Source organism: Bacillus sp. BP-3, assembly GCF_028401955.1.
In the GTDB taxonomy this organism is placed as follows: Bacteria; Bacillota; Bacilli; order Bacillales; family Bacillaceae_G; genus Bacillus_A.
Genome location: NZ_JAQOTJ010000005.1, coordinates 80647 through 94148, shown reverse-complemented (window position 1 = coordinate 94148; position 13502 = coordinate 80647). Strand labels below are relative to the sequence as shown.

The 13502-nt window shown below is 37.1% G+C and carries 9 protein-coding genes; 7 read left to right on the top strand and 2 right to left on the bottom strand.

All coding sequences use genetic code 11. The annotated features are described in order from the left end of the window. Positions 1–396: 396 nt before the first annotated feature. From PLX19_RS10370 to PLX19_RS10340, 7 genes are all read left to right on the top strand, one after another. Positions 397–1863, top strand: a complete 1467-nt coding sequence (locus tag PLX19_RS10370) for a catalase (RefSeq protein ID WP_272188495.1) — start codon at positions 397–399, stop codon at positions 1861–1863. A gap of 1559 nt (positions 1864–3422) precedes the next feature. Beyond that, positions 3423–6974, top strand: a complete 3552-nt coding sequence (locus PLX19_RS10365) for a Cna B-type domain-containing protein (protein WP_272188494.1) — start codon at positions 3423–3425, stop codon at positions 6972–6974. 190 nt (positions 6975–7164) lie between these two features. Beyond that, positions 7165–7545 (top strand): cell wall hydrolase, encoded by a 381-nt coding sequence (locus PLX19_RS10360; RefSeq protein ID WP_429757393.1) that lies wholly within the window; start codon positions 7165–7167, stop codon positions 7543–7545. A gap of 216 nt (positions 7546–7761) precedes the next feature. After that, the gene (locus PLX19_RS10355) at positions 7762–9309 is read left to right on the top strand and encodes a spore germination protein (protein WP_272188492.1); all 1548 of its coding nucleotides are present in this window, start codon (positions 7762–7764) and stop codon (positions 9307–9309) included. 4 nt (positions 9310–9313) lie between these two features. Continuing rightward, complete coding sequence (locus PLX19_RS10350; RefSeq protein WP_272188491.1) at positions 9314–10417, top strand: GerAB/ArcD/ProY family transporter; 1104 nt, start codon at positions 9314–9316, stop codon at positions 10415–10417. Further along, entirely contained in the window at positions 10414–11517 is a 1104-nt protein-coding gene (locus PLX19_RS10345) for a Ger(x)C family spore germination protein (protein ID WP_272188489.1), read from the top strand. The genes PLX19_RS10350 and PLX19_RS10345 overlap by 4 nt, the downstream gene beginning before the upstream one ends. A gap of 331 nt (positions 11518–11848) precedes the next feature. Then, complete coding sequence (locus PLX19_RS10340) at positions 11849–12286, top strand: ester cyclase (RefSeq protein ID WP_272188488.1); 438 nt, start codon at positions 11849–11851, stop codon at positions 12284–12286. A 48-nt stretch (positions 12287–12334) separates the two neighbouring features. Here the strand turns inward: PLX19_RS10340 and PLX19_RS10335 are convergent, their stop codons facing one another. Next, positions 12335–12886 carry an NAD(P)H-dependent oxidoreductase gene (locus PLX19_RS10335; protein ID WP_272188487.1) on the bottom strand — a complete coding sequence of 184 codons (552 nt, stop codon included), beginning with the start codon at positions 12884–12886 and terminating at the stop codon, positions 12335–12337. A gap of 35 nt (positions 12887–12921) precedes the next feature. Beyond that, positions 12922–13470 carry an ester cyclase gene (locus tag PLX19_RS10330; protein WP_272188723.1) on the bottom strand — a complete coding sequence of 183 codons (549 nt, stop codon included), beginning with the start codon at positions 13468–13470 and terminating at the stop codon, positions 12922–12924. Positions 13471–13502 lie beyond the last annotated feature (32 nt).

The following is a 13502-nucleotide window of genomic DNA, read 5'->3' as shown; positions in this document are numbered from 1 at the left end:
TGTGAACATTTTAAGATGAATTGTATATTAATGTCGAATTATTTAGAATATTGTTGTTTTTTGTCTTGATGTCGTGTGTTTTTGGTGTTAAACTTGAAATCACAAAGAGGAAGTAGCAAATTATTTTTTAAAAACAATAGACTGAAAAGTCGAACTATTTAAGTTTTACTCTATTTTTGTGTGATTGATATGTCTGTGTAATGGCTACTTTTTCTTTGTTTTATAGTATACAAACATTATTGAGTAGAGATATGGAGGTGATTTAGAGCGGAATTAATCATTTAGTAAAAAAAATAAAAAATTTCATACAAATGGTTGACAAAAAAACTATTTTTAATAATAATTACTTTATAATTATTTTAAATAAGTAATTATTATATAATAGGAGGCTCCATAATGAACCAATACAATCGCTTAACAACAAACCAAGGTGCTCCTGTAGGAGATAATCAAAATTCTCGTGCAGCAGGTCGTCGCGGGCCAGTATTATTAGAGGATTATCATTTAGTAGAAAAATTAGCTCATTTTGATCGTGAACGTATTCCTGAGCGCGTTGTACATGCACGTGGCGCTGGTGCTCATGGTGTTTTCGTAACAAAAAATAGTATGAAAGAATATACAAGAGCAGCATTCTTGCAGAACGAAGGAACAGAAACACCTGTATTTGTTCGTTTCTCAACGGTTATTCATGGGCAAGGATCTCCAGAAACAGCTCGTGATCCAAGAGGTTTTGCGGTGAAGTTTTATACAGAAGAAGGGAACTATGATCTTGTTGGTAACCATTTACCTGTATTTTTCATTCGTGATGCAATCAAATTCCCAGATATGGTTCATTCTTTAAAACCAGCGCCCGATACAAATATTCAAACACCAGATCGTTACTGGGATTTCATGACGCTAACACCAGAATCAACTCATATGTTAACTTGGGTATTTTCTGATTACGGCACACCTGCAAACTACCGCGAAATGGAAGGATTCGGTGTCCATTCATTTAAATGGGTAAACGAAAATGGCGAGGTTGTATACGTAAAATATCATTGGAAGCCAAAGCAAGGCGTACGTAACTTTAATGTAAAAGAAGCAGAACAAATGCAAGGAAAAGATTTTAACCATGCAACTCGTGATTTATTTGATGCAATTGAGCGTGGAAATTACCCGAAATGGGATCTTCACGTACAAGTTATGAAACTAGATGAAATGGATTCCTTAGAGTTTGATCCACTAGATCCAACAAAATTGTGGCCGGAAGACCGTTTTCCATTAATGGAAGTAGGTACAATGACGTTAAATCGTAACCCACAAAATTTCTTTGCAGAAGTTGAGCAAGCGGCATTTTCACCAAGTGCAACTGTGTCTGGTATTGAACCGTCTGAGGATAAATTATTACAAGGACGTTTGTTCTCTTATCCGGATACACAGCGTTATCGCTTAGGGGCAAATTACTTGCAAATCCCTGTAAACTGCCCGTACGCAGCTGTGCATAATCAACAACGTGATGGTTTCATGCAAGTAAACCAACAACCGTCTACAATTAATTATGAACCAAGTCGTCATGCGGAAAATCCAAGTGAAGATCCAGCATACCGAGATTCAACTATGAAACTTGAAGGTTATGTATCTCGTGAAAAGATTGAGAAACCAAACGATTTTGAGCAAGCTGGTGAGCGTTATCGTTCCTTCTCTCAAGAAGAACAAGATAACTTAATTGCGAACCTGGCAAATGATTTAAAAGGTGTAAATGAACAAGTAAAATTACTTGCAATTTGTAACTTCTTCCGTGCAGATCGAGAGTATGGTATGCGTTTAGCAGAAGCATTAAACGTTGATATTTCAGCGTACGTGGGAGCTCCTGCAAAGTAGGGACTACTTTGATACAAGCAACATCTGGCTCTGCATAGAAACAACCAGGACCTTCTCTTATCACATGTAAGGTTTAAAAAAGAAAAGGATATATATAGTTTATTTTGGTAGGATTATACACTTTTTAAAATTACAAAACTAATTACAATAATTAAAAAAATATTATTCTTGTCGAAAATGTTGTAAAATTTTGGACAAGAGCATGAAAGAGCCTTTTAAAGGAGGGAGTAAAAAGTTTCGAAGTGTTAAAATATACAGTTAAAATTGAACGTATTGATGTTATGAATCATAAAAAAATATAAATCCTCAGTAAAATTTAGGCATGGCTGAGCTTGTTACTTTTGATAAATATCATATAGAGAAAAATCGTTTATGCCGTATTTTAAAATTGGATTTATATAGTAAGAACAAATCAATGACGTTGAATTGAAAGCATTATTAACTAGGCATTTATGCTCAGTACGAGATGGTAATACGATACAATTTCAATTTACATGATTTGATAGAAATGATAATAAAACATAATTTAGCTAATTAGTATATTATCATCGTTTGTTAAGCATGTCAATATTTAGATTTTTAGATTTAGTGGTTGGTTTATAGAAACCAATTAGATATATATAGAAATCAAGTTTCTAAGTTTATAACGACGAAAAGAGACGACATACTCGCAACTATCAGATCGTGAACTTGTACGAAAAGCCATCTTACTATTATTCGTTAGGAGGCGGATAAAGAGTATGGTGTGTGACGTTAGGCAGAAATCGAGTTTACTCTCGAAGGAGTGCCTGGACTAACGATCGTTAGTAACAACTGAAACTGTGAGACCACGGCGAGATACCCAAACAAATCTCGCGACTAGATGGCTGTTAATACTCCCCCATGCGTAATTGGCAACGACTGCGTGTGAAGCGGGGTAAAGTCGCATCGAGTAGCCCTAACAGGTGAAGCTGAGGAAAGGTTAAACATACTGCGAAAGTGATGCGGACAGGGAGCTATATATGGTTAGAATTTGAGCACTCAATGACGAACTGCTGAATGTACGTTTCGTAAATCCGTTCCTAGAAATGGGTGTTATTACCTCCAGAACAAATATCATACAGTTTGTGATGGATAAAGCTAATGGGTAGCTTTAACTTCTTATTGAAGTGGTAATCGGGACAAAGGCAGGACCTACGTATAGTTATATACCTAGCAGTTTCGGAACGTCAGAAGTCCCTAACGATGTAGTAATAACTTGGGGAACAGCACGGCTAAGCTGTGAAAGAGTTATGAATAGGGATGGCAGCAGGGGTGTAGTACCAATGAAACTCTGATAATAAGGAGTGGAGGGAAGGCCCTAAGTCTAATGAACAGGTGAGTTATAATCCCCTTACTTACATAAAGATAGAGATAACTCCACTTGCGATACGAACCTGTTGATTAGATGGAACGCCGTGTGCGGTGAAAGTCGCACGCACGGTGTGGGGTGGGGGAAAAGCTGGAGATAGCTTCAAAGGTTTACCTATTACCATTATTTGAAAAAAGTAACTTCTATTTTTTCGATTATCATGATCTTTATGTTTACGATAGGCCAAAGTTTGATGCCTATAATCGCAAATGCGCAAGAGTTAAATACAGCAAATCTTGTTGATAGCTTCACAATCGACAAAACGACACTAGGTACCGGAGAACAGACGGGAATAAAGGTTAATTTTAGTGAAAAACCTGGACTTGAAATAAAAACAGGGGACACATTAACATTATCGTTACCTCAAGAATTAAAAGGATTCACAGGAACGATTCCACTGAACGATGATAAAGGGCAAAATTTTGGTACTTGTCAAGTAACCACAACTGATGTCCAGTGTACATTTAGTGATACAGCTGAGAAACTTTTAAATGTTAAAGGGTATTTTTATTTTAAAGTTGAAGCGACTAATGAGGTAGCACAGAATGAACAGAAAACAATCTATACGAATTTAGGCACACAATTAGAGAAACAAGCGGTAACAATTGTTGGGCCAACTGGTGGTGGTTCTGGCCCTGGAACCTTTCATAGTAAAGTGGGTTCTATTAAACCGGAAACCACAAATCTAGTGAATTGGTGGTTGAGTATAAATGGAGCGAGCCAAAATGTAGATAGTGATATTGTTTTGGTAGACACTTTGCAAGAAGGTCAAACGCTTAATCAAGATAGTATGCGTATTGGAGGATTTGCTGCTCCAATGACCGTTCAAGCGTTTCAGGATCAAGGATATGGAACGGTTACTTTTATTGGTGATAATGCGTTTAAAGTTGTGATTAATAAGGATAAAGCAAGTGGTATTACTTTTGCTTTTTCTTATACATCTACTATAACTGCAAGTGGAAAGAGTCAAGCATATTTTGATAATCAATATACAGTTGATTACAAGATTACGAATGAAAATCCAGTATCAACATCAGGTAGTGCTAGGGTTAACAACATAGATATGGGCGGCGGCGCACAAGGCGACTTACCATCTAAAGGAACGTTAAGAATTGTAAAGCACATTGACGGAGATGAAACAAAATTCATACCGAATGCTTCATTTAACTTATATACAGAGTCAGGTCAGCAAATTGGCGGTACGTATACAACGGATGCACAAGGTAAGGTTGAAGTGCCTAATTTAGCTCCAGGTAATTACTATGTACAGGAAATTTCTGCTCCAGACTATTTGAATTTTGATCCGCAAGCAAAAGTGCCTTTTACAATTGATGCAGACGCTGCAAAAGGTGTAAAGCTGATGGTTCCGAATAAGGTGAAAACAACATCGATTTCAGGAACAAAGACGTGGAAAGATAACAATGCTACTGATCGTCCAAATTCGATTCAAGTAGAATTACTACGAAATGGTCAAGTCGTTACGACGCAAGAAGTAACAGCAGCAAACAACTGGAACTATACATTTACGGATATTCCTGCATATGATAATGACGGAAATGCCTATACGTATACAGTAAGAGAACAAACAGTAGCGGGATATAAATCTGAAGTAAACGGTTATAACATTACGAATATAAAAGATGCGAAAACAAAAGTAGAAGGAACAAAGACGTGGAAAGATAACAATGCGGCAGATCGTCCAGCAACAATCAAAGTAGACTTACTACAAAATGGTCAAGTAGTTGATACAAAAGACGTAACAGCGGCAACAAATTGGAAGTACACGTTTGACAATCTATCAGTCTACGATGCGAACGGATTAGCATACAAGTATGAAGTGAAAGAACAACCAGTAGGCGGATACAAATCAGAAATAAACGGTTATGACATTACGAATACAAAAGTAGGCCAAACAAAAGTAGAAGGAACGAAAACGTGGAATGACAACTATGCGACAGATCGTCCGACAACGATTAAAGTCAATTTACTACAAAATGGTCAAGTGGTTGACACAAAAGACGTAACAGCGGCAACAAATTGGAAGTACACATTTGATAACCTACAAGCGTACGATGCAAACGGAGTAGCGTACACGTATACAGTGCAGGAAGAGCAGGTAGCAGGATATCAATCCGAAGTAAAAGGTTATGACATCACGAATACAAAAGTAGGTCAAACAAAAGTAGAAGGAACGAAAACGTGGAATGACAATAGTGCGACAGATCGTCCAAGCACAATCAAAGTTGATTTACTACAAAACGGTCAAGTAGTTGATACGAAAGAAGTAACAGCAGCAACAAATTGGAAGTACACGTTTGACAACCTACAAGCGTACGATGCGAACGGAGTAGCATATAAGTACGAAGTGAAAGAACAGCCAGTAGCGGGATACCAGTCTGATGTACACGGTTATGACATTACAAATACAAAAGTAGGCCAAACGACAGTAGAAGGAACGAAAACGTGGAAAGATAATAACGCGACAGATCGTCCAGCAACAATCAAGGTGGACTTACTGCAAAACGGTCAAGTGATTGACACGAAAGACGTAACAGCAGCAAGCAATTGGAACTATACGTTTGATAATCTACAGGCTTACGATGCGAATGGAGTAGCATACAAGTATGAAGTGAAAGAACAACCAGTACCAGGATATCAATCAGAAGTAAATGGTTATAACATTACAAATACAAAAGTAGGGAAAGTAACAGTAGAAGGAACAAAGACGTGGAATGACAATAATGCAGTAGATCGTCCGGCAACAATTCAGGTAGACTTATACCAAAATGGTACATTCCTACTTACGCAATATGTGACAGCAACAAATTGGAAGTACACGTTTGACAACCTACAAGCGTACGATGCGAACGGAGTAGCATATAAGTACGAAGTGAAAGAACAACCAGTAGCAGGATATCAATCCGAAGTGAAAGGTTATGACATCACGAATACAAAAGTAGGAAAAGTAACAGTAGAAGGAACGAAAGCTTGGAAAGATAACAATGCGACAAATCGTCCAAGTATGATTAAAGTAGACCTTCTACAAAACGGTCAAGTGATTGACACGAAAGAAGTAAGCGAAGCAACTAGCTGGAAATATGAATTCAAAGATTTAGCAGCGTATGATGCAAATGGAGTAGCATACAAGTATGAAGTGAAAGAACAACCAGTAGACGGATACAAATCCGAGGTAAACGGTTATGACATCACAAATACAAAAGTAGGCCAAACAAAGGTAGAAGGAACGAAGACATGGAAAGATGATAACGCAACAGAACGCCCGAAAATGATTAAAGTAGACCTTCTACAAAACGGAAAAGTGATCGTAACGAAAGAAGTAAGCGAAGCAACAAGCTGGAAATATGCGTTTACAGATTTAGCAGCATATGATGTTGACGGCAAAGCATATAAATATGAAGTAAAAGAACAAACAGTAGACGGATATCAATCCGAAGTAAAAGGTTATGATATTACGAATACAAAGATTCAGGAATGGACAGATAAAGTAGATAATCCTAAAGCAGATTCGGGTACAGGTGTAAACACAGGTACAAACACGAATAGCGAGAATCCAAAAGCACCGTCCAATAAAGATAATAATAAGACGACAGTATTACTTCCTAAAACAGGAGGAACACCAGCATGGATGATTTCAGTAGCTGGAGGTATGATGTTGTTTGCTTTAGGTGGAATGCTATTGTTCCGTCAAAGAGTTAAGTAATTAAATTATTTATTATGCTAAAACCCGAGTAGTAGACAAGTTAAAAGTCGCTACTCGGGTTTTTTATTATTTAGAACGTGTCTTTTTAAAACAAATAATCATTTCTGCATATAGTTATAGTGAGAACGGAGGGATAAAAGTGACGAGAATTGCGTATACAGAAAGTGATGTAGGTTTACTTGCTCGTCTTATGCGTGCAGAAGCAGAAGGAGAAGGACAACAAGGCATGATGGCAGTAGGAACAGTTGGTGTGAATCGTGTTATGTGTGATTGTCTAGACTTTAAACAAATTACAAATATTACGCAAATGGTGTATCAGCAGCCAGGTGGGTTTGAAGCAACGACGAAAGGGTATTTTTATCAAAGAGCAAGAGAGAGTGACAAAGAAATGGCAAGAAAATGTTTGAATTATGCTCGTATATGGCCAGGTGTATATTCTCTTTGGTTCTTCCGGCCAGTTGGCAGTTGTCCTCCTACGTGGTGGGATCAACCTCATGCAGGACAATACAAGAATCATTGTTTTTACGAACCGACTGGAGATGAATGTCCGAAAGTATATAGCGGAAAGTAGTGCAAGAGAAATATATCGGCGATTCGACACGATATAAAGACCGCTCGACAATATTTGACATCCAAAAAGGCACCTCATTAGCAAAATGAGATGCCTTTTTGGTTAAGAGGACAATTAGTTCGTGAATAATGAGCCGAAATGGTTATTAGAATATTTTCCCTTAAGAAATACATACTAAACAATAATATAGAACGCATGTAGAAAGTGAGGGAGTTCATGGTTAAGTTTCTGAAACGCTTAAAAAGTAGAGGCAATCCTAAGTCGTTTTCAAGATACGACAATAGTCATTTTCAGGAAAAAAATAAAGAGGACTCCCTCTTAGACGCTGATTTATCTAAAAACATAGCTGAGCTTCAGGAGATCTTTCGGCAAGCTCCTGATTTAGTGATTCGTCGTTTTTCAATGACAGGAGACGGATTAGAAGCAGCCTTAGTTTATTTGTCTGGATTAACAGATAAACAATTGGTTCAAAATCATATTTTACCTTCTTTGATGGAAAGTGTTTTTGATATGAATAAGGAACTTCCCATTCCGTTAGGGCGTATTGAAATGATTAATACGTGGAGCCGAATTGAAAATGCTATTTTAGGAGGAGATAGTGTTTTATTGATTCATGGTCAGACGATAGCGCATCAATTAGATACGAAAGGGTGGCCACAAAGAAATATTGAAGATACGCATAATGAAGTATCTTTAAAAGGTGCGCATGAATCATTTGTAGAAACCGGAAGTCAAAATATCGCAATGATTCGAAGATATATTCCTCACCGCGAATTCATGGTAAAAGAAATCACGATTGGTATGCGAAGTAAAACGAGAATTTCTATTTTATATTTGAACGATGTAGCCTCTGAGGATGTGCTGAAAGAATTGGAAACACGGATTCAAGGTGTTACTGTCGACGCGATTGCGAATACGGGTGAACTTATCGAATTCATTGAAGATAATCCGTACTCACCGTTTCCACAATTTATGTTAACTGAAAGACCTGATGTGGCTGTATCTCACATTCTTCAGGGAAGATTTGTAGCTGTAGTGGATCATTCTCCTAATGTATTAATTGCTCCGACAAATTTTATATCCTTTTTTCAAGGAGTTGATGATTACGGGACACGTTGGCTAGTCGCTTCGTTTATTCGGATACTTCGTTTTATTGCTTTTATGATTGCTCTATTTTTGCCGGCGAGTTATGTTGCGTTTATTTCCTTTAATTTTGAAGTTATTCCTGTAGAACTTTTTTTATCTATTGCCGAATCAAGAACGCGCGTACCTTTTTCTCCAGTTATGGAAGCACTGCTTATGGAAATGACATTGGAAATGATGAGGGAAGGCGCTCTACGTTTGCCAACTCCAATCGGTCAGACAGTTGGAATTGTAGGCGGGATTATCATTGGACAGGCTGCTGTTCAAGCGGGAATTGTCAGCAACATTATGATTATTGTTGTTGCTGTTACGGCTATCGCTTCTTTTATTATCCCTAATTATGATATGGGAGCAGCAGTCAGGCTGTTACGTTTTCCGATGATGATATCGGCTGCCTTATTTGGAATTGTCGGACTTGTTATCGGGTGGATGACATTAATTGCGCATCTCATCAGTCTTGAATCGCTAGGAACTCCTTATGGTACTCCGTTAGCACCGTTTCGCTTTGCAGATATGAAGGATGCTTTTGTACGCTTTCCTTTATGGACAATGAGAAATCGTCCTAAGGGTACGGGAGCTATACAATCTGTTCGACAAGGAAAAAACCATAATAAAAGGTGAAACTATGAAAAAGTATGCCTATAATGACATCACACTTCTCCAGTATATTTTTTTAATTAACGGAATGCAGGTAGCAACTGGCGTTTTATCTCTTCCGCGAGTAATTGCTGAAAAAGCTGGAACAGATGGATGGATCGCTATCCTTATCGGCTGGATCTTCTCCACAATATCCGGTATTTTTATCGTGAAAACATCTGCAAGATATCCAGAAGATACGCTCTATGACATTCTTATACGACTGTTTGGAAAAATAGTTGGGAAAGCACTAGCTGTCATTTACATGATCTATTTTGCTTGTTATTCTTGCATCATTCTTGTGAACGCTTTGCTTTATCTTAAGGGATGGCTTCTTCCGAAAACGCCTGACTATATCATTATCTTTTTGTTTTCCATTCCTACATTTCTTGTTGTACGCAACGGTCCTCGCATTTTAGGACGATACTGTGAACTTGGTTTTTATATGATGATTTGGGTCCCCTTGTTTTTTTTGATACCGCTAAAAGAAGGCGGGAGTTGGCTGCCGTTCTTTCCACTCTTAAAAGAAGGATGGAAACCAGTATTAATGGCTGTACCGACTACTATTTTTACTTTTTTAGGGTTTGATATCGCGTTCTTTTTATATCCCTTTTTACAAAAAAAACAGTATGCAGTTCATGGAATTGTTATTGCAAATACTTTGACGATGTTATTTTATTTATTTGCTACTCTTGTTTGTTTTTCCTATTTTAGTCCTGACAGCATTACAGAATTTAATCAACCTGTCTTAAATTTACTGAAAGTAATTGAATTTCGTTTTTTAGAACGTTTTGACATGGTTTTATTAGCTGTTTATTTAATTGTTGTTTCCACAGCTTGGATGCCTTGTATATACTGCGCTGTATTTTGTTCTAGCCAATTACTAGGGAAGCAAGACCATAGCTCTCACCTCGTTGTTCTACTGTTGCTCATTATTGGCTTTATATTTTGGACTCATCCTAGTTGGAATCAATCTGAAACATGGCAACAAGCAGTATCGAATGCTGGATTAGGATTGACGTATATATCACCTATTATTTTATGGCTGTATAGCTGGGTATATGAGAAGTATCGCCAGGGGGGGATACATTGAAAAGAAAGGTATTATGTTGCATTTTGTTATTGGTGTTTATGATGACTGGCTGCTTTGATCAAACGAATGTTGAAGATGTTTCCTTAACTCTTATACTTGGTATAGATTTAGATCAAAATGATAATTTATTGGTGTACATGTCAAGTCCTGTTTTTAATAAAGAAGCAAAGATAAAAGAAGAAAATAATGGTGTGAAATCTTTCACGGTTCGAAGTTCTAGGGATAAATTTGATGCCACAGTTATGGCGCTAACCTCGGGAAGTAAGACACAGGTTTTTTTAGTTGGAAAACGGTTAATGAAACAAAAAAATTGGGAAAAGTATCTCGATCCATTTTACCGGGATCCCAAAAACACAGTCACTACAAGAGTGATTGCTGTAGACGGGCCTGTTTCGGACATCATCTATTATAATTCAAAGGATAAGCCACGGCTTCCTTTATATTTAACAAAACTAGTTGATACCGCCTATTTAAGAAATATCACCGTAAAAACAACTCTTCAAAAATTGCATGAACAAACGATAGACAAAGGAATAACAGCAAGTATTACTGAGATGAAAAAAAAGAAGAAACTATGGCTGACAGGTACAGCGTTGTTGGACGAAAAAGGCAGATACAAATTAACGTTAAAATCTGATGAAAATAAATTGTTACGCATTTTACAGCACGAAACGAAAGGTGAGTTTCCATTTACAATTCCAATTAAGGTAAAATCCGATAACCATGATAAAGATTGGATAAGTTTTAGTTCTCAAAGTATGAAAGTAAAGACGAAGGTAAGGTATGATAATTATTTTATATTTGATATAGATATAAAGATGAAAATCGGTATTACAGAACGGCTTTTTTCATTTAATACAAGAAAGGACGCAGCAAAATTACAAAAGGCGATTGAAACGAAGATGGAAGCTGATTTCAAGCAACTCATAAAGAAAATACAAGCTGCTGAAATTGATCCGATTGGCCTTGGAATTTATGCAAGAACCTACACATACCCACAATGGAAAAAAGTTCAAAATAACTGGAATCAGGCATTGGCAAAGGGGGATGTAAACGTTAATGTAAAGGTAGACATTGGTGGAATGGGAACGATTAAGTAACAAGAGTTTGGCTGGGAGACGAAATAAATCACAATTTACTTTTTCTTACATTTAAATAAGGAAACGCTATTTTTACCCTGGGAGAATAGCGTTTTTCTTTATGAATTTTAAATACTTTGGGGTAAATTCTTTCGGAGAACAAATGAATATCGTATCCTTCATAATAATTTTCATATTTTTTCTGGTTAGATTGATAGTGAGGGATTACTATTTTTAAGACAAAAAATAGGCGATATATATTTATTTGTTGGATTCGTAGTAAATGATATAGAAAAATATTGATGCTATAATGTGAGGGTAAAATTATAACTTGAGAGGGAGAGATTGTGAAATGATGCCTGAAGTTGTAGTCAGAAGATTCTTTGAAGAAATACGAACAGGACGTAATCTACATCTAGTAACGGAGTTTATGGCAGAAAAAGTGTTGGCTCATCAAGTTCAAGCTGAAGATGAAGTAACAGTTGAAAGATCTCCTATGGATTATGCGGATCATGTACAAGAGATGTTGGATGCTTATGGAACGTTTACTTTAGAAATTCAAGAGTTGTTAGGGCCTCAGCAGGATCGTGTATATGTTCGATGGAAACAAACAGGTATTCATATTGGTGAAGTTGATGGATTTCAACCAACCGGGCTTCCTATCATTCAGTTAGCGAGCGCGGTGTATCGTGTAGAAGGCGGGAAAATTGTGGAGTACTGGATTCAAATTGACCGCGCTGGTATCACAGCTCAATTAGAAAGAAATCAAAAACAGGTACAATCAAAATAGATATATATTTAGAGAAGTCCGATCTGATCGGGCTTCTCTAAATATGAATTAAAGTGGTAATACCTCTTCTAGATGTGTATTCAGTTCAAATACAAATCTATCAATATCTGGATTTTTGATTACATCATAGCAAGCGAAGCTCTTTAACGGTTTCATACCGATAAAATCTTGTGTACGGTGTAAGTGACTGAGTGCTTCTTCTAAGCTCTTTCCTCCAAAGAATTGTGCTGGATTGTTAAATGCTTGTGCAGGAGCATTCCATGTAGTTGAAAACATATAATGCTTGTCAGTTAATAAGCCGCCTCTTCCATATTGCTCAGATCCTTTGAAAAATAATCCGTAAGCATACACTTCATCCATATATGTTTTTAGTAATCCTGGTACATTGAACCAATAGATAGGCGTTTGAAAGATGACGATATCAGCCCATAAAAACTTACGCTGTTCTTCCTCGATACTGTATCCGTTTTGAACGATCGTTGTTTGGACATTGTGATTTGCACTTAATACATTCACTATGTTGTCCGTCAATGTTTTGTTTAGTTTTCCTTCTGCTGATCTATAGGTTTGATGGCCGTTTATAATCATTATATTTTTCATTGTAGTTTTCCCCTTTATTTTATAATGTGTTTCAATTAATTTTCCGGTACAGCGCCGAGTTGTTGCATAAGTGTTAGATTATCTTCTAAGTGCCAATCTTCAATGATTTTTCCATCTTTCACTCGTAAAATATCGATAGCAAAGAAATGAATAGCTTTGCCAGTTGGTTGTTTCTCTCCAAAATTACCTTTATGTGTTCCGGTGAATGATAGACGAGCTGTTACTTTGTCCCCAGTTATTATTAAATCCTCGATGTTACACTGTAAGTCGGGAACGGCTTTACGGAAATTGTTTGATGCAAATGTTAGGCCTTTTGGCCCTTGAGGACGTCCTTTCGGCAGCGTGTTATCAAAAAAATTGTCTGTAACAGTTTGCGGGATTAGAGCGTCATTTCCAGTATTCCAAAATGCATAAAAGCGCTGCGCAGCCTGAACCATCTCCGTAGCTTTTTGTTTATCCAATGAAGGATCGATTGTCATCGATTTAGGTTGAGGAAAATCCTTCAACAGTTGAATATCTTTCTTGGCTGGTGCAGAAGTTTTGTATTCTGATGTTTGCGTATGACACGCTGCTATCAAAATCATGATTCCGAAGATGCTTATGACACTAGCTATGT